This window comes from Calothrix sp. 336/3, assembly GCF_000734895.2.
Classification (GTDB): Bacteria; Cyanobacteriota; Cyanobacteriia; order Cyanobacteriales; family Nostocaceae; genus 336-3.
The window spans coordinates 1,868,984-1,891,866 of record NZ_CP011382.1 but is presented as its reverse complement, the minus strand read 5'-3'; the positions used below and the strand labels follow the sequence as shown (position 1 = coordinate 1,891,866).

Genomic DNA, 22,883 nt, shown 5'->3' with positions numbered 1-22,883 from the left:
CTTCTTAAGTCTTATGAATAGTTCCGATCGAACAGTCCCAAAAATGAAAGCGATCGCCCAGTATGAATACGGTTCTCCCGATGTATTGAAAATGGAGGAAGTTCATCGACCCCTTGTATCCGATAACACCGTACTGGTGAGGGTGCGTGGTGCTGCCGTCCATGCTGGTGACTGGCATTTGATGCGGGGTCAACCGTTTTTTATTCGCTTCATTTACGGAGGGTTACGCAAACCTCAAACTAAAATCCTGGGTTGCGATGTCTCCGGGGAAGTGGAAGCTGTAGGTAAGGATGTAACACAGTTTCAACCGGGGGATTTGGTGTTTGGTGACTTGTCGGAATCTGGTTTTGGCGCATTTGCCGAATATGTCTGCGTTCCCGAAACAGCGATCGCGCTCAAGCCCAATAATCTCAGCTTTGAGGAGGCTGCAACCGTTCCCGTTTCTGCCCTGACAGCACTCCAGGGACTGCGGGATGTGGGACAAATTCAACGAGGATACAAGGTGTTGATCAATGGGGCTTCCGGTGGGGTGGGGTCGTTTGCAGTCCAGATTGCTAAGGCTTTTGGGGCTGAAGTGACTGCTGTATGCAGTGAGAGTAAAGTGGAAATGGTGAAATCAATCGGTGCGGATTATGTTTGCGTTCGCACTCAGATGAAGTCTCAATTAAAACAACGCTACTACGATTTAATACTCGATAATGCTGCCTACAATTCACCTTTTGACTATTTCCCGTTCTTAAAAAATCCAGGTACTTACGTAGTAGTGGGTGGTTCGATGAAACGAATATTTCAAGCTATGTTTCTCGATTTTGTCACTTCTAAGATTGGTGGACGCAAAATCAAGTTTTTGGCTTGTCAACCCAACCAAAAGGATTTAATTATTTTAAAAGAGGCGATCGAAGCCGGTAAAATTCGTCCTTATATCGATCGAGTTTATCCTTTGAGCGAAGTTCCAGCAGCAATCCACCATTTGGAACAGCGACAAGTGCGGGGGAAAGTTGCAATCACCGTTGTGTAGGCTACATAATTTGTGGATTATTGTTGTTTTAGTTCGTGTTATCAAGCTTTTGGGCGATATTCACCCTCCCTCGTAGGGCAAATCATATCATGTCCGGTTGAATACTTATAATTAAGGCAGCTGGCTTGCCCACGTTTGGGAAATAGCAAGCAAGACGCTTGCACTACTCATGTTTAAATAATTCCTAAGGGGGAATTTCGGCTGGATTTTGGCAAATTACTGGTAACCAACTTGCACAAGGAAAATCATTTTCTAAACCTTGCAGTTTCATTCTGGCTTCGCGTACTGATTGATACAACGGCTTCCCGTCAGAAAATTCCGTCAGAAAATTCTTTAAAAACTCCTGTGCAACCTTGTCGGGTACTGGTTCGCGCATCACAATCATTTGGGGTATATGTAAATCTGCTAAGTTTGTTGCTAATCCCAAACCGTCGCAGGAGTTGAAAATAGCTAGCTGCAATCCTTGCGCGATCGCCTTAACAAGTGCGTTTTTCAATTCAGTAATCGTCAAACTATCGGTTGAATTGATATGAAAATAGCCGATTTCTGTTTCAGATTTTGTAAAACTGTGACCTGCAAAAAAGAGAATATCCCATTCTTGCAGCCATAGTTCATCGTTGAGTAGTTGGCGTTGTGGTTCGACTAAAAAAGTGACCTCTGCGTTTGGTAATTGTTCAAGTAAGACTCTATCTTTTTGTATATTTATGCCAGTACTGTCTCCTAAGATAGCTAATATTTTTACATGAGATTTTGGAGGTTGAGATTTTGATTTTCTTTCATAATTATTTGAGGAAAGTGCCATTTCTGCTTGAGGGTAGCGTTCAAAAAAATCCCACAGATGCAAGGGTATGCGTCGGAGTTGATTGTCTTCTGTTTGTAAGAGGATGCGAATCGATTCCTCAGTGTTTAATTTTTCTAATAGTTGTTCCTTGAGTGGGCGAAATTGTGGGGAATTTAGCCATAAATTGACTTGTTTGTGTAATTGAAAAGATAGGCGATCGCATTCTGGAAATAAATCCCTTTTACTAATATTGGTAACCTGTGTTTGTGGAAATGTGATGCGTAAGTTTCCCTGTAAACTGTGACGATAGGATATTTGCCATTGAGTATATGCTACAGCTAATTCGGGGGCAGGTGGTAATTGCCCATTGGATTCAAAATAGGGATGCTCTCCTTCTGAACTAATTTGCAGTGTCACGGAGAATCCTGTATTTAAATTACCTTGACCTAATTTTAAAACTACTAACTTACCCAATATTGATTGTTTTTTAGTTTTTTCAACAATCGGAGCTATCATTTGCATTAATTCTTTTAATTCTGCTTGATTTTGGCGATATAGGGTAATTTGTTCGTCTTTGCTTTTTAATTCTGCTTGATGTCTTGCTTCTATTTTTTGCAGTGCAAATTGATAATGTTCGTAAAAATCAGCGTGGATTTTTTCTTTGTTTGTTGATTCTGGTACATCCACCCGGACTAAAACAACGCCTTCACCTTTATTCTCAATACTTTTAATTGCTAAAGGAATACCTTGATTATCCAATTTAACATTTGCTAACGCTGTAGATAAAGCCTGTAAATCTAGACCATTTCGGAAAATCAAATCGACGGTATTTATCGCCACTTGAAATAGTTTTGTAAAATCTCCTGGTGCAAAATTTCCACTACTAGGACGACGTTCTTGTTGATGATTTGATAAATAAACATATTCACAAATCACTTCATCTAATTGGGTTGTACTATCAATATTCCAGGCTTCCAAACAAGCTGCGGTTAAATTTGCTTGCTGAAAATTGGTATTTAATGCTTGAGTTTTTGTCAAGTTAGCAAATGCTAAGTTCGCTCCTGTGAAATTTGCAAAGCTCACATCTGCTTCTGTGAAATCAGCCTTTTGTAAATTCGCAAATACTAAATATGCTCCCTGTAAATCACACCCTTGATAGGATTGATTGACTCCATTATGAGTGATAATTAATTCACGGACTCGATGATTAGTTAAAATGGTATTTTCAGCTTTAGTCTGGTGAATTCTATTTGCTAAATAAAAGTTTGTATGGGTTAACTTGGCATTACTGAAATCTGTACTTGTGAGTGTGGCATGAGTAAAATTAGTACCCGTGAGATTTGCTTTTCTAAAGCTAGTACCACCAATTGCACAAAAATTTATAGCTAGTTTATAGATATAAAGAAATTTGGCATTGCTAGCTGTTACTTGCCAACTAATGTAACCACATATAAAGGCAAAACATACAATTGCAATTAAATTTGGCAACCAAAAATTATACCAATTAATAGATGTGTGTTTTAATAAGCGAGAACCATTACTACTTAAAATAGCACCAATAATCCACCCAATCCAGAGAATGTAACTATTTGACCGAAACAGCAATTTAGCAGCCACAAATATGACTGTACCAAGGGTGAAACCAACAAACTCCCAAGCAGCAGCACCTAAAAGACTCCAACCAGTTTGACTTGCGATCCCAATACCCGACAAACCAAATACTAACCACAGATAACCCCACAGGATTGCAGCTACTAATCCAGTCAGTATTCCAGTTGCGATCGCTAAATCTCCTCCAAACCCCCGTCGCACCATAATCCCAAAAAATAGGATAATGGCAAATAAGCTAACAATGCCGGGAACGATAGTAAATTGCTGAATATAATCACGATAAAATAATGTTGTCAGATTGACACTAGCCAAAGCTGATGCACCACCACTTACCCCAAACAATATCAACATTCCAATTAGGTATAGTATGATATTTTTAGGTTGAATTCCGGCTTTTGCATTCTCAAAGTTAGCATTTTCTAAAATTGCATGAGTAAAATTAGCACCACGAATATCAGCGTTGCGAAAATCTGCACCAGTAAGATTTTTTCTTCTAAAATCACAACCCTGGAGATTTCGACCGGAAAAATTATTATTCTTTGCTAATGCCATAATTTCACATAATCATATTTCAGGTTATTTTTTTAATTTATCATTCATAATTGAAGCTCGATTAAACTACAAAATCTTCGCAAAAATTAGTATCACCTAAAGCGACTTGCACGCTAAATCTTTCTCCCACTTCACAACTAAATTTGAGTTGCAGATAAACATCTGCTCTTCTAGCTGTAATTTCCCGCAATATATTTCCAGAATCATCGATTAATAGTAGCTTTAAATCTGCTGGTACATAATCATCCTTACCTGTGGGGTAAACTTGCAATAGTACGCTTACATCTCCTTGCAATTTTTGTAATAATGCCACAGATAAAGCAACTGCTTTCCCTGCAATTTCCATCCCTAAATCGATAAGTTTCACTCTTCTGATACCAGCAGCAGGATTGTCTGGGTCAATTTTTCGTAAACTTTCTACAGCTATCCACAGGGTTTCATCATCAGATGTGCTGCGTAATAAATTAACTAAAGCTTGAACTGCATCACTACTACCAATGGCAATTTCTCCTAACTTTCTGGCTGTACTTTGTCGCTGAATCTCGTTATTTTCAACCGATAATTGTTGAATTAGTTCCAGGATATTTTGTGGGATATTTTGTGATTCACCATGACTGCGGGTTGCTATAGCTAAGTTTGGGAATGTGGAAAGAGCTTGCCATTCGGGTTCAAAAATATTTTGCCACCAGTGACTGAGAATAATTTGTGTTTGATTCAAAGAGTTAGATAGTGATTTTATAATTCTATTCTGATTAAACTCAGACGCTATTAATTCCTGCTCTATTTGCAATGAATTACTAAGGATTCTCTCTGTAAAATTTGTACTTTTAATGTATCTATTCCGAGCCGTGACTGGTATTGTTAAAATATCACTCCAAGCTATTTCTCTTTGGTGAAAGAGGGCATTTTTTGCCACATCTACAGCCTTTTTATTTCCTACCTTTAACCCTAAATCTTCAATATCATGATTTTCTGGCTGTTGATTGACTAAACCATGATAGTAGTCTCCGACATTTAGCAATAGGTCATAAATATCTCGTGATAACCTCTTCCCACTTGACTGGAATAAATTACAAACAAGCATTGGTTGTACGTGCCAAGTTTCAGCCAGTAAATCCTGCTCTAAACCTGTAATATGGGTAGGAATAACGACATCAGCATCGGAAATAAAATCGGTTTCCGTAGACAATATCATTACAGAAATAATATCTACCTCTGGCTCCGTGACAATCATCACATAACGGGGTGGAGTGTCACCTGCTAAAAAACTTTTAGCCTCAATTGAGAAAAGTTGATTATCTTGATTGAGAGAAAAATCTTCAGAAAATCTGAGATGACGGTTTAACTGCCAGATTTCTCCAGGTTGTGGTGATAGTAAAGGTTTTCGCATATTCCCTGATTTGGATTTCTCACAGCTTGTACGCATAGGTTAGTATTTCCCAATTTTGAAAGATGGCTAATAGTATTAACAAATGAATTGATTATCCTATGCCGATAGATAATAAACTTTTTAAAGACTTGACAAAATCGTCGGTTTATTTGAAAAAATTACCATTGGGCTTGTGAACGCCTGCGAGTATCTTTGAGTTTAATATTTTGTTGTTCACGTTTAATGGCTTCGGGTTCCAGCAATCCTAATGCGATCGCCACACGTCCGACTAATTCCTTCCAACGCTTAGAAACTTCCCCTTGACTGACTCCCAACGCAGATGCTTGTTGGGTTTGGGTTGTACCAGCAACCATAAGTTGCCACAGTTTCAGATAACCGCGTGGTGGATAAAGGGAATCGAGTTCAATAATTGCTTGTTTGGCTTTTATAACTAAATCTGCACGCGCTACTGCTTCTAGAAGGTTAAACTCATCGGCGATCGTATCAACTAAAGATACATCAGTACCAGTAATTGTCGCATCTAGACTTTGGTGCGATCGCAAAGATTCTTTTTTCACAAAATTGAGAATCTCATACCTAGCAACCACTGTAGCCCAACGTTGAAATTCTGCTATCCCTCCCTGGTGGAATTTTCCGGCTTTTACAGCTTCATAGACTTTCATCATCGCCGTTTGGGCTGCATCTTCCCAATTTGCATAACAATACTTGCGAGCAATTTTGGCGATTAGTTCTTGGTGTGCTGCGTCGATTTGTATATGGGTAATTGGTTCTGCTATTGATTTAGACTGCATAAGCATATTTTCCTCGCATGAATGAATGTTGGAGGTGGAGATGATTGCAGATTAGTTCTCCGGACTAATCTAGGGTGTGAGATGTTCCTGGTTTCATAAGTATTTTTACTGATACAACTAGAAGTCGTTTGACGAACTGGATATATATATGTTTAGCGGTTGGGTTTAATGCACCTAGGGAACTTATGCCTCAAAATCCTGGATAGAAAGGCTGCGATAACTGTTGCGTCTTAACTACCAAAAATTTTCATGAAATTTCGGAATAATGTGTTTTTCTCATTTGTTCTTAAATGTGAGAGAAAACACTAGTTGTTCACAAAATAAATCAAACATCAGAGAGAAATAATCATTATGATTCGTCCAATCTATGCACTATCTCGCTTGAGTGCAGTTGCTTTAAGCATTTTTACAGTTGGTGTACTATCAAGTACTTCTGCACTAGCAGATACAAATATTGTGGTTCGGATGACTACAGGATCTGACGATTTACGAGGTGGCAACAATGCATTCATTAGTCTCAACTTAGTAGACGGAACAAGTACTCCTGAATTTAGTCTTGGCGGTGGTTTTGGTCAAAACAGCGTTGTTCGCAAAACAGCCACTTTTAGCAGAACGGTTTCCTTAGCTCAAATCCGCAGTATTACCATTCGTCACGATGGTTCTCCTCGCTCTGGTGAGCCTTTTGATAACTATGATAATTGGGATTTACAAAGGATTTCCATATCCTTAGGTGGTAGAAACATCTATAACTCCGTTAACGATAGGCGTAGAAGTCGCTTTGTCCAAAGATTTACTGGAGAGACTCGCCAAATTGTGTTAAATCGTCAGAGATGATTTTTAATCGGTATGGCTCAATTATCCAATGATTGAGTCATATTTTGAAGCAATTTTCAATGTTTTCAATTGCCAGTTTATCCAGTATTAGTCTTGTAATTGCAAATAATTAAATATGAGGAAATATTCATGAATAAGCATTTTAAATTTCAAAACCTGATTTTGGGTTTAATTGTAGCTGCAACAGCAACTCCGATATCTTTTCCTATTTCCACTTCTGCCGAAACACCTACTAGTTGTACCAGCTATATTCGGGGAATGTTTGAAAGATTTCCTAGTGGCACATGGTTTAATGTCAAAGCGACAAGAATAACAGCCCGCACTAACGGTGGTTTTTCTTCCTTTGGAATGGCAGAAAATTATTTTACAAGAGATGGTGTATCAACAACTGCTGCAAGTGGAAAAGAAGGTTTTATAATTCGACCTGAGGCTGATAGAAGTTATTTTCTAGGAAAATTCCAGGATGTTTTCCCTGGACGGAATGATGGAAAGTCTGATTTGACAACTTTAAAAGTTTATCGTGATGGGCGTGTCCGATTAGTCCTCAATGCTTGGGGAAACGGCAATATAAATCTTAGCGATTTAGCTTGTTATCCGGGTCATCAAGGTAGCACTTTCGTGTTAACTGGTAATTCTCGCACTGCGTCACAGGGCTTTGATTCTTGGACATTTTTGATTAGCCCTATTACTCCTCCAGATTAGTTCTTCACAAGGTAGTGGTGCAACTAGAGAGCCGGTCCACTAATATATGTTGACAAAAATAGAGGTATGTGTATTAGGTTGAAATGCCTATTTTGGGTAAAATATTTGGGTCGTATTTTTAGCGATCGCATAAAACAGAACACTAAAATCCTCAATTTTAACAACACCAATATCTTGCATTTTAGGTCAAGCACTTCTACTAGACCTGCTCTCTAGTAAAGCATTTGTCAAATATTGATTGCAGTATTTATGTTCATTTAGTTTCAAGAAATCAAGTATGAAATTCTCATATTTTAGTATTGCTAGCCATCTCTTACTTGTGTTAGTTGGTACTGTTATCACTAGCGTGATCGCATCATTACTCCTAATAATAGAATTTGTGGTGTGCGTACAAAACCAGAATGTGAAGCTTGGTTCAGAAGGATTCGGGAAGTACAAAATGTTAGGGGCATCAAAATTCCTCAACCTCAACAGCCAATCAGGAGATTTATTTAATGCACATTAATAGGTTTAGTGGAAATTATGCCTTTCTCAGCAATTTTTGGTATTGCAAGATTATATTTGAAGATATTGAATTTCCCAGCGTTGAACATGCTTTTCAAGCTGCCAAAACAACTAACCCTAATGAGCGAGAAATGGTATGTTTGGCTGCAACACCAGTCAAAGCCAAGCGTATTGGACGCAAGGTGACACTTCGAGATGATTGGGAGAAGGTGAAGATTGAAATTATGCGCGGTTTGTTGGTACAGAAGTTTAGCCAGGATGAAATGCTGCAAGAGATGCTTTTGAGTACTGGTGATTGGGAATTAATTGAAGGTAATACTTGGGGGGACAAATTTTGGGGCGCGGTACTCGAAAATGGCAAATGGGTGGGGCGCAATGAACTGGGTAAGCTGTTGATGAGTGTGCGTTGCCAAATTCGCGCACAAGTTTAAATTGGCGACAAAGAAGAAGTTTTCCATGATGTCTTACCAATTCAAAATTCAAACTTCAAACCTAAGAAAGCCAGATATAGGAAGGGGTTAGGAATGCCTATGTGTCGCATTATTTTTTCAAGCTGGTATCACTAGTTTATTTCAAGCTCCATCTGCGATCGCTGTTTGATGCGTGAACCATTTTTTATACTACAATATAATACAGCTAGTTTATAAGTTCTCTTCTCACTCCAAAATCTATGAAATACCCACCCTGGTAAGCCCTTAGAAAAACATCGCAACATCGATTGCGGTTAAAAGTACAGTTTTGTTCTGTCAGGAAAACTGCAAATAGCGCTACGACGTGGATTCCTCCACCAACAAACCAACGATTTTGATCAGTGCGTTGGTTACTAAATGTTGGAAATAGGAGAATACACAATGTCATTGCGCGGTAAAAACAAAGCTGCAAGTAAAGTATTTTTATTGACCATAATCTTCCTCATTATCGAGTTCTTAGATGAACTAGTTGATGGGGTTTATAGTCCTGCCTTACCCTTAATTCGCAGCGATTTACATCTGGATTACACCCAAATTGGGATGTTGCTAACCATACCCAACACTATCGGCAGCATCATCGAGCCAATACTGGGAATTTGGGCAGATATAGGTCAAAGACGACAATTGATTTTAGGGGGAGGTGTCGCTTTTGCAACTGCTTTATCCTTAATTTCCCTCAGCCATAGCTTTTCCTTATTATTAACAGCCCTTGTCTTGTTCAATCCAGCATCAGGTGCTTTTGTTAGTCTTTCCCAAGCTACCTTGATGGAAATCGAGCCGAAGCGTCACGAGCAAAATATGGCACGTTGGGCTTTAGCTGGTTCCGTGGGAAATGTGGTTGGTCCTTTAATATTTGCATTCGCATTGGGATTAACCAACAGTTGGCGGAGTGCGTTTTTTATCTTAGCCATACTGACGATGTTGTCGTTGGTAGTGCTATGGCAATATCGCCAAACAATTCCAAATACACCTTCCCAAATTGATGAACCAGTAGCAGGTTTGGGAGAGGGAATTGGTAATGCAATGAAAGCTTTAAAACGTCGTGAAGTTTTGCTGTGGTTGACTTTGTTGCAATTCTCCGATTTGATGTTGGATGTATTGCGTGGCTTTGTGGCGCTGTATTTTGTTGATGTAGTCGGTGCAAGTAATACCCAAGGGAGTTTGGCTATTACTATTTGGTTGGGATTTGGTTTGCTGGGAGATTTTTTACTCGTTCCTTTACTAGAAAGGGTGCGGGGAATCACTTATTTAAAATTAAGCGCGATGGTTGTTTTGTTGGCTTATCCAGCTTTTTTACTTGTACCCAGTATCAATATTAAGTTATCTATTCTTGGTTTGTTGGGTTTGTTTAATGCGGGTTGGTACTCGATTCTCAAAGGACAGTTATATACAGCAATGCCAGGAAAAAGTGGTACGGTACTTACCTTGAGTAACTTGTTTGGTTTGGTAGGTGGTTTGATACCCTTGGGGTTGGGTTTATTGGCTCAATATTATGGATTAGGAAGTACGATGTGGTTATTACTGATTGCACCAATTGCTTTATTAATGGGGCTTTTCACAATATGTAACACTAACTCTTAGGAGACATCGCCATCCCAAAACCAAAACGCGATCGCTATCCTCATTCCGATATCAGATTGTGTTGCTATTGTGCAAGAAGTCTATTGGTTTATGAATCATGCGATCGCGCCAAATAACTACCTCAGGTAGGCGATCGCTCCTTCCACTATCACCACAACTCATAATCCTCATAGTGAAGGTACTAGATTTTTACACTAAATTACCATATAGTAATATTATTAAACAAGCAAAAATGTCTCAGGAGTTAACATTATGTTATTCCGCCAACTTTTTGACCCAGGAAGCAGTACATATACTTATTTAATTGCCGATTTAGAAGCTAAAACTACGATTTTGGTTGATCCAGTATTAGAACAGGTGGAGCGCGATCGCCAATTACTCAAAGAACTAGGATTAACTCTGAAATACTGCTTAGAAACCCACATCCACGCCGATCACATTACTGGAACTGCGAAACTACGGGAAGCTACAGGCTGTTGGGGAATTGTACCGGAGAATGCTCAAGCTGTATGTGCAGACAGTGTGATGAAGGATGGGGAAATATTAGAAATGGGGAGTGTGAAGGTAAAAGCGATCGCCACTCCCGGTCATACTGATAGTCATAATGCCTATTTGGTTAACGGTACTTACCTACTGACTGGGGATTCGTTGTTAATTCGTGGTTGTGGGCGCACTGATTTCCAGAGTGGGAATGCAGGGATGATGTATGATGCCATTACCCAACGCTTGTTTACATTACCTGACCCAACCTTAGTTTATCCCGGTCATGATTATCGCGGTCAAACGGTTTCCACCATTGGGGAAGAAAAACAGTGGAATCCCCGATTTGTGGGAAATAACCGTGATCAATTTATCCAATTAATGGCAAATCTCAATTTACCTAATCCGAAAAAAATTATGGAAGCAGTACCCGCTAACCAGCGTTGCGGCAATGTTACTGCTTGACATACAAAAACTCTACCTATCTCTGCGTTTAAAAATCCTCAATATAAACATCTATGACTACTTCCAACATCAACAAATTACAAACTGTTAACCCTCAAACTCTGAAAAAATTACTGGAGGAGCAAAATGTCACACTCATTGATGTCCGCGAACCTGGTGAGTATGCAGGAGAACATATTCCCGGAGCTGGATTAGTTTCCCTTTCCCAATTCGATCCCCGCAAAGTTCCCCAAGATGAGGACACCCAAGTAATTCTCTACTGTCGTTCCGGGAATCGCTCGACAATGGCTGCTCAAAAGCTATTTGATACGGGGTTTACCAAAGTAACCCACCTAGAAGGGGGTATGGGTGCTTGGAAACAAGCGGGTTATCCCACCAAAATTAATCAAAATGCTCCCATGAGTTTAATGCGGCAGGTGCAAATTGTTGCTGGCTCCTTGGTGTTAGCAGGCACATTATTAGGAGCGTTTGTTTCCCCCTGGTTCCTGCTTCTCAGTGGTTTCGTGGGTGCAGGCTTAATGTTTGCGGGAATTACAGATACCTGTGCGTTAGGAATACTACTAGCGAAACTTCCTTATAATCAACGGAGTCGGGCATGATACCAATTCGTAATTCGTAATTCGTAATTCGTAATTCGTAATTCGCAATGCTCCCTGCGAGAGAGCTAACGCTAACGTAATTAAGAAAATTAGATGCCATGTGGCTTTCAAGGCTTGCAGATGTTGCTTGATTTTGGAGAATTGGTATGACTTGGATTATCGGGCATTTACTAGCTGCTTGTATTGGGGTGAGTTTGGGTTTAATTGGTGGTGGGGGTTCAGTATTAGCGCTACCAATTCTAGTTTACGTCATGGGTATACCTGCAAAATCTGCGATCGCCATGACTTTGGTAATTGTCGGCACTGTCAGCTTGTTGGGGGTAATTCCTTACTGGCGAGCCAATAATGTAAATTTTAAGACAGCACTTATCTTCGGTTCTGCAACGATGGTGGGGGCATTTGTGGGGGCAAAAATTGCTACCCTGCCAGTAGTTACGGAAACCTTTCAAATGATGCTATTTGCAATCATGATGTTGGTAGCTGCTGTGTTTATGATTCACCGTAGTTCTCAACCTGTGGCAGCAGATGATCAACTGGCATTTTATCCCTCTCCTGTGTGCAAGTATTGCTGGTTGTGGTTAATGACTGAAGGTTTAGCGGTTGGGGTGCTAACTGGGTTAGTTGGTGTTGGTGGTGGATTTGCCATTGTTCCGGCTTTGGTACTGTTAGGAAATGTACCCATGAAACAGGCGATCGGTACCTCCTTATTAATTATTGCCTTTAATTCGGTTGCGGGATTTTTGGGCTATTTGGGGCACGTCGCTTTAAATTGGAATTTGATGTTATCCTTCATAGTGGCTGCGAGTGGGGGGACAATTTTCGGTGCGTATTTGGCTGAATTTGTACCAGCTAATAGACTTCAGAAAAGTTTTGGTTATTTTTTACTGGCGATCGCGGCTTTGGTTTTGGTGCAGAATCATCAACGTTCCCAGTCTTCGCGGGTGCAAAACCATAGTACTTTCAGGGTGATAGAGCATCACTTCAGAGTTTAACATTATCGCCATATGGTAATTTAACGCTGACTTTAGTACCTGTCACAGTGTCAGACTCAATGGATAATTCTCCACCATGGGCATCAACAATACGTTTGGTAATCGCAAGCCCCAACCCCGTACCGCTTGGTTTTGTGGAAAAGAATGGCTGCGTTAGCTTTGACAAAACCTCTGCCGGAATTGGCTCACCACCATTACAAACATGAATGCAGATTTGATCAGGAGACGAACTATCCACTTCCCATCTAATCACATCTCCTGGTGAGACTGCCTCACAAGCATTACGAACAATATTAATAAACACTTGTTTGAGCTTATCTTTATCTCCTAAGATTTTGACTGTAGGTAAGGCTGGGATAAATTCGATTCGCCGTGAGAGTGCTTCTGGCATCTCGCGTATGGGCATCAATAATTCACAAATAAATTCATTCACATCCAATTCACATAGTTGTAATACCTGGGGTTTGGCATAAAGCAAAATTTCACTCAGCAGATTTTCTAGCCGACTAGCCTCACTCAGTGCCAGGGATAATCGCTCTTGATCTGCTTCTGTCAGAACGGTTTTCTTAAAATATTTCAATCCCATCATCATTGTTGTTAGTGGATTGCGAATTTCATGCACAATTATCGCCGCGAATTCACCAATAGCTACCAGTCGTTCTTGTTCTAAAAGCTTGGCTTGGGCTGCTTGTAGTTCTGCGGTACGTTTTTCTACCTCAGTCTCCAGAATATGATTAAATTGGCACTGTTGCCGGTAAAGATGGTAATGATCGATGGCAGTAGCAGCCCGCTCAGCAAACAATTCCACAATTTGAATTTCTTCTTTTGTAAATTCTCTAGCTTGGCGATGAAAAGAGCAAACAGTACCGAAAACTTGACCTTCAGTTGTTTGTAAAGGTATACCTAAATATGCGCGATAACCTGCCGCAGGTTTACCATATTTTGGATTCACCACAGCATCCTCAACAGCTAATGTGCGCCCAATTTGCACAACCGTAGCAATCAATCTACCATGGAGTGCATAAACGCGAGGTGTATCTTCAGGCATTTCCAAACTACTGGCGAGAATCGTCTCAAATCCTTTTTGGCAAAAGGTAACAACTGTCCAATCAACTGCAATTAGTTCACTGACTCCACAGGCAATATTATGTAAATAACTACCTATCTCACCAGTACGATAGTTCAAAGAGGATAAACGCGCTATTATCTGTCGCTCACGCTGCCAAGACTGTTGCACCAACATTTCTTTATCATTAGCTTTACTCATGGATGCTTGTTATATGATTTAGTAAAATAATTTAAAAAACAAATGTGAAGTACTTGAACAGAATTAATGACATAAGTTATTTTTTTGTTCCCTGTTTCCTCACTTGACGAGTGAATTTAATTTTATGTCGCTACTTAAAGATGAGATTTTCCAGGCATTATCCTGAATATCCTAATAATTAGGATGGGGAAATCATACTAGATCAACGAGATGATTCTGGCTAAAAAGTATGAAATCTTATTTAAATAAATGTAAATTTTTCAACTCTGATGTCGAAGAAAATGATGAAGCTATGAAGTTAGGACAAAAATTTTTGGTAGAGCTTCTATAAATATCAGAATCTATCAATTACAACCAGAACTTTTGATTCTTGTTAAGAAAAATTAAACAGACTATAGAGAGTGGCAAAATACTATTGAAGATTGGTTATTAAAAGCAGAAATTACACAACAACAAATTGCGTAGCTAATCAATAATTAAGCTATGGGTTGCTTTCCTGGAATCACGGCATGGATATATTCACTACCGGAATCGGGGAAACCGCGTTTATAGGAAGCTTCTTCTGGTTTTCCCCAACCTAACTGTAAAATTATTTCTAAAAAATTGGGTTTTTCTAAGCCATTAATATTTGCCCATTCTGTACGATGAATTATGCGGAAAACATCTGCGGCTAAAATTCTCTGATATAGCTTACCATGACTGATACTTAAATATAAATCCATCCCTTCACTGACTTGATACCAAAATTCTAAAATAGATTTTTTGGCAGTTTGTAATATTTCAATATCACTGGGTAGTGCGATTAATTGTGCATCAACTTCTGGATATGCTAATGTTTCCCCTTTCAAAGAGATGCTACGCCAAACGATGCCAGAAACTTTGTTTTGACGTTGATATTCGTGAATTGCAGCTTTAAAGTCTTGATAGGCAGTAAATTTCTGTAATCCCTCAGTTCTCATTAACTGATCGATAACGGGATCGCCAGAAACTTGTATATCTAATTTTAGTCGTTCTCCCTTTAAACAAGCTTGGCGCTCGGATTGTAAAATGGCGATTAGCTCTTCAGTACTGTAAATTTTGGTCATCACAATACTCTTTGATTTTAGATAGAGGATGGGAAATTTTAACTCTAAGATGAAATTTATATATAATATGTTGTAGCTAGGAATGAAGACAATTTTACTAGCCCAGTTATATTAATTTCTGAAATTATTATTCCCAATTTTCGGAAAATTTGCAGTATCTCACATCACCAAAAGGCTAATAAAAATAGGCAGACACTATCATGCCTGCCCAATATTTTACTGTGTTAACTCACTATTAAATTCATTGAAAGAGCGACGTTTTAATTCGACAGATTCAGAACGTGGTACTAAATCTAACACTTCTCGGAATTTATCATCAATCTCTTCAAAGGGAACTTGACCTTTTTTATTTAACACTACCTTCCCATCTTGGTTAAACAGCACAACTTGTGGAACTCCACCAGAATAGTAATAACCTGGTTCTGTGGGTTCGTATTTGGTTTTGGGTGGAATGGTATCAACATTCATGGGGATAATTTCCACAGGGCTACCATAAAAGGCTTGAACTTGGGAAATAATCAGGGCATATTGTTTACAATCGCTGCTGTCATCGACGTAAAAGGCTAAAAATACAGGCTTATGTTCGCTGAGTGCTTTTTTTAGGGTTGCTCTGGGTGGTACTAGGGAACCATTGCCAGCATAAACGACGAAAATATTCCCATCAAATCTGTCATCTTTAATACCTGCCGACGCTGGTTGGGTAGTAGTGAAGAGTAGACAAAATAAGAGCAGGAGTACAGAAATAATACGTTGCCACTGGGCAAAACAATGTAAGATTTGCGACTTTACGGCATTCATTTACCGGAACCTTTGAGTTGAAATTTTCCTGAGTTTGTGCTGACTTCAGCCAAGTAAGGTGGATAAAGAATTACCCCTGCCACCAATTTTTAAGATAGCGCTTGAGGGGAGTCGGGGGAAGAGGGAAGGGAAAAGGAGAGCAGAGGTATTTAGCTATTACCCATTATCCAATCTCTTGACTATTGACTATTGACCATTCACCATTGACCATTAACTATTGAAAATATTAGGCTATGGGTGTGAGTAAGCAAATTACATTAAAAGATAGATTTAAACTGGGTTTAGCGGTTGCGATCGCCAAGGGTGTGACTTTTATGGTGCGATCGCTACGTTTGGGAGCTGCGAGTGTCTTACCTGGTGCGATCGCGCGACGTATAGAACCCCGAATGCTGCAATTATTGAGTCAGCAACCGAAAAATGGGGTAATTTTAATCGCGGGAACCAATGGTAAAACTACCACTGCTTTGCTATTACGGACAATTTTAGAAAATCAAGGTTATCGTGTTGCTCACAATGCAACGGGAGCTAACTTAGAAAACGGTTTGGTGACTGCTCTTTTAGAAAGTACTGATGTACTAGGCAACTTGGATGTGGATTACAGCATTCTGGAGGTGGATGAGAATATCATACCGAAGGTTTTAGCTCCGATTCAGCCACAAATCATTCTCTGTTTGAATCTGTTTCGCGATCAGTTAGATCGCTATGGGGAAGTGGATAGTATCAGCAAACGTTGGACAAAGGTAATTGCTACCTTACCTCAAGAGACGGTGGTGATTCCCAATGCTGATGACCCCACCCTATCTTACCTTGGTCAGCAGTTATCGCAAAGGGTGGTATTTTTCGGTTTGAGTGAACCCCAAAGGTATCTGGAAGCGATTCCCCACGCGGTAGACTCAATTTATTGCCCTAGTTGCGGGCATCCTCTAGACTATGAGGGTGTGTATTTATCCCATTTGGGTGATTTTGCTTGTCCGAGTTGCGGGTTTAAAAAGAGTCAACCTGCTTTGCAGAGTGGGGAGTGGGAACAGGTTTTAATTGGTTTGTATAACAAGTATAATACTCTGGCAGCTGTGACTGCGGCATTGGAGTTGGGGATTGAGAGGGAGACTATTCAAAGGACGATTCCTAATTTTCAGCCAGCTTTTGGACGTGCAGAAGAGTTGAAAATTGACGGGAAACGGGTGCGAATTTTACTGTCGAAGAATCCCGTGGGAACAAATGAGACGATTCGGGTAGTGACGGAAAGTGATGATCAAACTGCTTTGTTGGTATTAAACGATCGCACTCAAGATGGTGAGGATGTCTCTTGGATTTGGGATGTGGATACGGAGAAGTTAGTGGAAAAATTCGGCACTCAGGGGGGAACCTTGGTTGTCAGTGGCGATCGCGTTTATGATATGGCTTTACGTCTGCGTTATAGCGATCGTCATCTCACCAATAAGATGAATTTAATTGTGGAAGCAGATTTAGGGAAAGCAATTCGCATTGCTGTGGAAAAAACACCGGATAATCAAACTCTGTATATTCTACCTACCTATACAGCCATGTTAGATGTACGAGAAATCCTGACAGGTAGAAAGATTCGGTGACAGTTAAAATAATTCGTAATTCGTAATTCGTAATTCGTAATTCGTAATTCGTAATTCGTAATTCGTAATTCGTAATTACGTTTTGTGACGGGGATTTAAACCCCTAAAGTTGGTTAACTGTTAACAGGTGACGGGTGACAGGTGACAGGTGACAGGTGATGAATTAAGAGTTTTTATTCCCTGTTTCCTCCCTACTCCCTACTCCCTACTCCCTACTCCTTACTCCCTACCCATTCCTCAAATACTATGGAAAATACAGAATTAGAATTAACAATTGGTTGGTTGTATCCCACCTTAATGAGTACCTATGGCGATCGCGGTAATGTAATCACGATTCAGCGTCGTAGCGAATGGCGAGGATATAAGGTGAAAGTCTTACCCCTAGACCAAAATTCTACCCCGGATGATATCAAGTCTGTGGATGTGATTGTCGGTGGTGGAGCGCAGGATCGTCAACAGGAAATTGTCATGCGTGATTTGCAGGGTGCAAAGGCGGATGCCATGGGTGAGATGATAGAAAATGGTACTCCCGGTGTGTTTACTTGCGGTTCTCCCCAATTACTGGGACATTATTATGAGCCAGGGATGGGACAAAGAATTGAAGGTTTAGGTATTTTAGATTTGGTGTCGGTACACCCAGGGGAAAATGTGCGTCGTTGTATCGGTAATTTGGTGATTGAAGTGACTGCTTCCCGATTAGCAGAAGATTTGCAAGCAATGATGGGAACTAAACCCTATTTAGTGGGGTTTGAAAACCATGGAGGGAGAACAAGATTAGGTAAGGTGGAAGCTTTAGGCAAAGTTGTCTACGGGTTAGGCAATAATGGTGAAGATGGTACAGAAGGAGCATTTTACCAGAACGCGATCGCTACCTATTCCCATGGACCCTTATTACCAAAAAATCCTCACGTTGCTGATTGGTTAATTCAAACTGCCCTACGTCGCAAGTATCAACAACCAATTAGTCTAACTCCCCTTGATGATACCCTAGAAAATCAAGCTAGGACAGCAATGTTACAACGGTTAAAGGTAAACGTTTAAAGATGATTCAGGGAAAGGGTGTTTTTATCTCACCTATTCCCCTATTTTCCATTCTCTAACAGAGAGCGGAGCATACATCTATCGCCATACCTTAATCGTCTTATCTCTACTACTACTAACTAAAGTCTTACCATCGGGGCTAAATACTACCGCATAAACTAAATCATTATGTCCTGTCAAAGTATTTTTCAGCTCCCCTGTTTTTAAATCCCAAATTTTAATTGTATTATCATAACTGCCACTCGCTAAAGTCTTACCATCGGGACTAATCGCCACGCAAGTTATACCATATTTATGCCACTGCAAGGTATTTTTTAAAGTCCCCTGGGGCAAATTCCAAATCTTAATACTTTTATCTAAACTTCCCGTCACTAAAGTTCGGGAATCGGGACTTACCGCTAATCCATAAACTAAATCACTATGTCCAGTAATATTAATTTTGGGTGATGGCGATTTTGCATCCCATACCTTGACAGTTTTATCATCACTACTACTAATAATACTTTGATTATCAGGACTAAACAAAACTCGCCACACACGCTGCGTATGTCCATTCCAGGTATTTTTAACTGTCCCAGATGCTAAATCCCAAAGTTTAACACTTTTATCGCTACTTCCACTCACAAAACTTTTACCATCTGGACTTACTGCCAGAGAATTTACAGACCCTTGATGCCCTGTGAAAGTAGATTTCAAACCCGGTACTTTTAAATTCCAGATTTTTATCGTACCATCTTTACTCCCACTCATCAAGCTTTCACTATCAGGAGTAATCGCTAAAGAATTTATTGCATCTGTATGGGATGTTAAAGTAGTTTGTAAACCTCCCGTCTGTAAATTCCAAACTTTGATAATTCTATCCCCTCCCCCACTTACCAAAGTTTTACCATCGGGACTAATTGCCAGGGAACTTACGTAGTCAGAATGTCCTAGTAAACTATTACTTAAAGTCAATTTTTCATAGGCTATCGATGGAGATAAAATAGATTGGGACGCTTGCCAAATACCATATCCACCAAAACTCACTATTAAAATTGCCGCACCGACAAGCAAGGGGGTTTTCTTCGCTGATGATGTCTTTAACAGTGATGCTGGAGCCGTTGCATCTGCTATTTTCACATTTGTCACTGTTGGTGATATTGCCATCATCGGTGATACTGGATTTTGTACCGTAGCTGTGGGGAAAGATTCTTGCTCCGGGAGATTTTCTCGATAAAAAGTTACCGTCTGGGGTGTATCTTGAATAGGTGGTAAATTCTTGATGTCTGCTAACGCATCGACTGCTAATTTATACCGTTGCTGATAATCTGTTTGCAACAACTTATCCAAAATAGCCATTAATTCTATAGTGACAGGTTTTTGTAAATATTGCCGCCAATTATTTACCCAACCATAACCCTGAGTTTTCCATAAACTCCAAGGAGTCACACCACTTAATAAATGAAAGCAAGTAGCCCCTAAACTATATAAATCACTTGCGGGATAAACTTCCCCATCTTGCATTTGTTCTGGTGGTGCATAACCAAAGGAACCTATCATTGTCCCAGGTTGTGTCATAACTGTAGCAGTTAATTGCTTTGATGCTCCAAAATCAATTAAAAATAGTTTATCATCTTGCCGACGACGAATTAAATTTTGTGGTTTAATATCTCGATGAATAACTTTATTCTCATGGACAACGGTGAGAATATTTAAAATCTCGGATAGTAAATCGCGAATTTTCTGCTCAGTAAACATCCCTTGATTTTGCAATTCTTCTAGGAGATTTTCTCCATCAATAAATTGCTGAATTAGATATAATCTTTTCTCTTCTTCAAAATATGCTAAAAGCGCAGGAATTTGGGGATGTTCTCCCAACTCTTGCAAGCGTCGCGCTTCCTGTTCAAATAATTCCGTTGCCTTTTGTAGGGAACCTGTCCCTTGGGATTGGGGAGCGAATTGTTTAATTACACAATATTCGTTGAATTTTTCTATATCTTCTGCTAAATAAGTCTTACCAAAACCGCCACTTCCTAACACTTTTATCGGGCGATAATGTCGTAATACTGATAAGGTGACACCACAATGACTACATACTTCCACATCTGGAGCATGGGGTGGATTATGGCAAGTAGGGTTAAGACAACAAGTCATAAATTTTCAGATTTAGGATTTAGAAAATCAAGTAAAATATCCCAGTAGATTTAGAGGTTGCTGAAAAAGTTGGAACAGGCATAATTTTGTGATTTTGTAGACGCTTGTGTGGTTCCCCCAGGGTGTGGAGAATAGTCTCAGCAGGAATCTTTGAGGTACATACCAAGATGTGACTTTGTGAGAAGTCTTAAACCTACATTCTGCTACCCTGCATACCCTGCACATCAGACGCACAAGCATCTAAAATCTGGCATAGAAATACCCTTTTCAAACAACCTTTGAAATTACGAGGTTTACTTCAATTTCATCTATTATGTATATATCTGCATTTTTTGTCACTTAAGTTGCTTGTAACGAAAAATCGCAAATATGACTTGAGGAGAACAACACACCATTCCAAAATCCTTGGTGTATTCAGACTTATATCTAACCTCTATAGTACAGCACGGCGTAAATAAACCAACCATACCCTATGGGGAGCTGCTTTGCGTCTACAAAATCAACGAAACCCTTACACTATATTCACTTTGAACACTTATCAAGCTTCAGTACAAGTTTTGAATTTCATGCAGAGGTATTAGTTGTATGAAAAGGATTACAATACTATTAAACCTGAGGTATCCACGACAAATGACTAATCAGCAAATCGAAGAACAGTCTCAAAAACTAGAAACACGAGTTGAAACTTTAGAGAAAGAATTAGCAAAGATTAAACAGACATTAGCTGAGTCTATGAAGAGAAAAGAACCCTGGTGGTTAAAAGTTGCAGGTAGTTTTGAAAATGATCCTACTTTTGATGAAGCAGTTCGTTTTGGACAAGAATGGCGCAAATCAACTCAGGAAAGTTAGTAATATTTAATAAATGTACATTCTTGATACTGATCACCTTAGTTTGATTCAGCGTAATGGGATTGAGGGAAAGTTAATTCTCAAAAGATTAGCAGTCATTGAAGAAGTTGAAGTTGCTGTAACTGTAATCACCTACGAAGAACAAATCAAAGGTAGACTCGCTGTTCTATCAAAAGCAAAAACTTTAGACGAACAAGTTTCCGCTTATCAATGGTTACAACAACTAGCAACGGATTACTCTTGTATCACAATTATCCCTTTTGATCGAACATCAGCCATAGAACATCAACGCTTACGAAAAGTTTACCCCCGCTTAGGGAATATGGACTTAAAAATTGCTGCTATTGCTCTAACCAACAAAGCTATCTTGCTGACTCGCAATGAATCGGATTTTAGACAAATTGTAGAGTTGCAAATAGAAGATTGGTCAAAAGTTATAGAATAGATTGCTTTTCATCATTTGGTATAACCTAGTCAGGAAATAGGCGATCGCGCACCTCTTGACTATACTTATCTACCGCTTGGGTAATTTCTGCTCGTAAATCTGTATAAACCTTGGCAAAGGGTGGCTGTTTTGCTGATAAACCCAACACATCAGAAGTCACCAAAACTTGACCATCACAGTTCACACCTGCACCGATGCCAATCGTAGGAATACTGAGTTTATTTGTAATTTCTAATGCCAGTTGTGCAGGGATATGCTCCAGAACTATGGAAAAGACTCCTGCTTGTTCCAGGGCGATCGCCTCCTGTAAAATCCTCTCTCCCTCCGTCTCTGTTTTTCCCTGTTGCCGCAAACCTAACTGATGCACAGATTGCGGTGTTAACCCCACATGTCCCATCACCGGAATGCCTGCTTGCACTAACCTGGCAATAGTTTCTACCATTGCCGGATACCCCCCTTCTAACTTCACAGCCTGACATCCAGTCTCTTTTAATACTCGTCCTGCCGATTGCATCGCCTGTTGAACACTTTCTTGATAGCTGAGAAAAGGCAAATCAACAACAGTTACAGCATTCTTTACGCCCCTACGTACAGATTTAGCATGGTATAACATTTCATCCAAGCTAATCGGTAGTGTTGTTTCATACCCCAATACCACCGCCATGGAATCACCCACCAAAATTAAATCCACCCCAGCAGTATCCAGTAACTGAGCAATAATATAATCCCAAGCGGTCAAGGCAACAATTGCCCGTCCTTGCTGTTTGTACTGAATTAATCGCTGGGGTGTAATTGGCATTGTAATGAGTAATGAGTAATGGGTAGTGAGTAGTGAGTGGTGAGTCGTGAGTAATGGGAAACAGGGAAAAGCTCTTAATTTATAACCTATTACCTATTAACTATTAC

20 protein-coding genes are annotated in these 22,883 nt (G+C 39.7%); 12 read left to right on the top strand and 8 right to left on the bottom strand.

Features of this window, described 5'->3' with window-relative positions; genetic code table 11:
* Positions 1 to 13: 13 nt before the first annotated feature.
* Positions 14 to 1,018, top strand: a complete 1,005-nt coding sequence (locus tag IJ00_RS07590; RefSeq protein WP_035151625.1) for an NAD(P)-dependent alcohol dehydrogenase — start codon at positions 14 to 16, stop codon at positions 1,016 to 1,018.
* Positions 1,019 to 1,202: 184 nt separating this feature from the next.
* Here IJ00_RS07590 and IJ00_RS27015 read toward each other — a convergent pair whose 3' ends face one another.
* The 3 genes from IJ00_RS27015 to IJ00_RS07575 all read right to left on the bottom strand — a co-directional run bounded on the left by IJ00_RS27015 (position 1,203) and on the right by IJ00_RS07575 (position 6,143).
* Positions 1,203 to 3,962, bottom strand: a complete 2,760-nt coding sequence (locus IJ00_RS27015) for a pentapeptide repeat-containing protein (RefSeq protein ID WP_052754413.1) — start codon at positions 3,960 to 3,962, stop codon at positions 1,203 to 1,205.
* Positions 3,963 to 4,023: 61 nt separating this feature from the next.
* Positions 4,024 to 5,352, bottom strand: coding sequence for a DUF1822 family protein (locus IJ00_RS27605; protein ID WP_168163437.1), 1,329 nt, complete (start codon positions 5,350 to 5,352; stop codon positions 4,024 to 4,026).
* A gap of 158 nt (positions 5,353 to 5,510) precedes the next feature.
* Positions 5,511 to 6,143 carry a sigma-70 family RNA polymerase sigma factor gene (locus tag IJ00_RS07575; RefSeq protein WP_046814748.1) on the bottom strand — a complete coding sequence of 211 codons (633 nt, stop codon included), beginning with the start codon at positions 6,141 to 6,143 and terminating at the stop codon, positions 5,511 to 5,513.
* Positions 6,144 to 6,494: 351 nt separating this feature from the next.
* On the opposite strand from IJ00_RS07575, the gene IJ00_RS07570 reads away from it, so the two are divergent.
* The 7 genes from IJ00_RS07570 to IJ00_RS07535 all read left to right on the top strand — a co-directional run bounded on the left by IJ00_RS07570 (position 6,495) and on the right by IJ00_RS07535 (position 12,770).
* Positions 6,495 to 6,977 carry a hypothetical protein gene (locus tag IJ00_RS07570; RefSeq protein ID WP_035151620.1) on the top strand — a complete coding sequence of 161 codons (483 nt, stop codon included), beginning with the start codon at positions 6,495 to 6,497 and terminating at the stop codon, positions 6,975 to 6,977.
* Between the two features lie 129 nt (positions 6,978 to 7,106).
* Positions 7,107 to 7,679: a hypothetical protein gene (locus tag IJ00_RS07565; protein ID WP_035151618.1), complete on the top strand. Its 573-nt coding sequence runs from the start codon at positions 7,107 to 7,109 to the stop codon at positions 7,677 to 7,679.
* A 494-nt stretch (positions 7,680 to 8,173) separates the two neighbouring features.
* The gene (locus IJ00_RS07555; RefSeq protein ID WP_035151614.1) at positions 8,174 to 8,614 is read left to right on the top strand and encodes an NADAR family protein; all 441 of its coding nucleotides are present in this window, start codon (positions 8,174 to 8,176) and stop codon (positions 8,612 to 8,614) included.
* A 420-nt stretch (positions 8,615 to 9,034) separates the two neighbouring features.
* Entirely contained in the window at positions 9,035 to 10,234 is a 1,200-nt protein-coding gene (locus IJ00_RS07550) for an MFS transporter (protein ID WP_035151612.1), read from the top strand.
* Positions 10,235 to 10,486: 252 nt separating this feature from the next.
* Positions 10,487 to 11,179 (top strand): MBL fold metallo-hydrolase, encoded by a 693-nt coding sequence (locus IJ00_RS07545; RefSeq protein ID WP_035151609.1) that lies wholly within the window; start codon positions 10,487 to 10,489, stop codon positions 11,177 to 11,179.
* A gap of 53 nt (positions 11,180 to 11,232) precedes the next feature.
* Positions 11,233 to 11,778: a rhodanese-like domain-containing protein gene (locus IJ00_RS07540; protein WP_035151606.1), complete on the top strand. Its 546-nt coding sequence runs from the start codon at positions 11,233 to 11,235 to the stop codon at positions 11,776 to 11,778.
* A 146-nt stretch (positions 11,779 to 11,924) separates the two neighbouring features.
* A complete protein-coding gene (locus IJ00_RS07535) occupies positions 11,925 to 12,770 on the top strand; it encodes a sulfite exporter TauE/SafE family protein (RefSeq protein WP_035151603.1) in 846 nt (281 codons plus the stop codon).
* Here IJ00_RS07535 and IJ00_RS07530 read toward each other — a convergent pair.
* From IJ00_RS07530 to IJ00_RS07520, 3 genes are all read right to left on the bottom strand, one after another.
* The gene (locus IJ00_RS07530) at positions 12,760 to 14,037 is read right to left on the bottom strand and encodes an ATP-binding protein (RefSeq protein ID WP_046814747.1); all 1,278 of its coding nucleotides are present in this window, start codon (positions 14,035 to 14,037) and stop codon (positions 12,760 to 12,762) included. The genes IJ00_RS07535 and IJ00_RS07530 overlap by 11 nt on opposite strands.
* Before the next feature lie 476 nt (positions 14,038 to 14,513).
* A complete protein-coding gene (locus IJ00_RS07525) occupies positions 14,514 to 15,122 on the bottom strand; it encodes a hypothetical protein (protein ID WP_035151600.1) in 609 nt (202 codons plus the stop codon).
* 216 nt (positions 15,123 to 15,338) lie between these two features.
* Positions 15,339 to 15,920, bottom strand: a complete 582-nt coding sequence (locus IJ00_RS07520; protein WP_035151597.1) for a thylakoid membrane photosystem I accumulation factor — start codon at positions 15,918 to 15,920, stop codon at positions 15,339 to 15,341.
* A 233-nt stretch (positions 15,921 to 16,153) separates the two neighbouring features.
* On the opposite strand from IJ00_RS07520, the gene IJ00_RS07515 reads away from it, so the two are divergent.
* Both IJ00_RS07515 and IJ00_RS07510 read left to right on the top strand, forming a co-directional pair.
* Positions 16,154 to 17,509 (top strand): Mur ligase family protein, encoded by a 1,356-nt coding sequence (locus IJ00_RS07515; protein WP_035151593.1) that lies wholly within the window; start codon positions 16,154 to 16,156, stop codon positions 17,507 to 17,509.
* 246 nt (positions 17,510 to 17,755) lie between these two features.
* Positions 17,756 to 18,550 (top strand): type 1 glutamine amidotransferase, encoded by a 795-nt coding sequence (locus IJ00_RS07510; protein ID WP_035151591.1) that lies wholly within the window; start codon positions 17,756 to 17,758, stop codon positions 18,548 to 18,550.
* 78 nt (positions 18,551 to 18,628) lie between these two features.
* Here the strand turns inward: IJ00_RS07510 and IJ00_RS07505 are convergent, their stop codons facing one another.
* A complete protein-coding gene (locus tag IJ00_RS07505; protein WP_035151589.1) occupies positions 18,629 to 20,683 on the bottom strand; it encodes a serine/threonine-protein kinase in 2,055 nt (684 codons plus the stop codon).
* A gap of 630 nt (positions 20,684 to 21,313) precedes the next feature.
* Between IJ00_RS07505 and IJ00_RS07500 the strand changes: the two genes are divergently transcribed.
* Together IJ00_RS07500 and IJ00_RS07495 are read left to right on the top strand one after the other, a co-directional pair.
* On the top strand, positions 21,314 to 21,532 hold the full coding sequence (locus IJ00_RS07500; protein WP_035151586.1) for a hypothetical protein: 219 nt from the start codon (positions 21,314 to 21,316) through the stop codon (positions 21,530 to 21,532).
* A 13-nt stretch (positions 21,533 to 21,545) separates the two neighbouring features.
* Positions 21,546 to 21,977 (top strand): type II toxin-antitoxin system VapC family toxin, encoded by a 432-nt coding sequence (locus tag IJ00_RS07495; RefSeq protein WP_035151585.1) that lies wholly within the window; start codon positions 21,546 to 21,548, stop codon positions 21,975 to 21,977.
* A 25-nt stretch (positions 21,978 to 22,002) separates the two neighbouring features.
* Here IJ00_RS07495 and panB read toward each other — a convergent pair whose 3' ends face one another.
* The gene (gene panB, locus IJ00_RS07490; protein ID WP_035151583.1) at positions 22,003 to 22,776 is read right to left on the bottom strand and encodes a 3-methyl-2-oxobutanoate hydroxymethyltransferase; all 774 of its coding nucleotides are present in this window, start codon (positions 22,774 to 22,776) and stop codon (positions 22,003 to 22,005) included.
* Positions 22,777 to 22,883 lie beyond the last annotated feature (107 nt).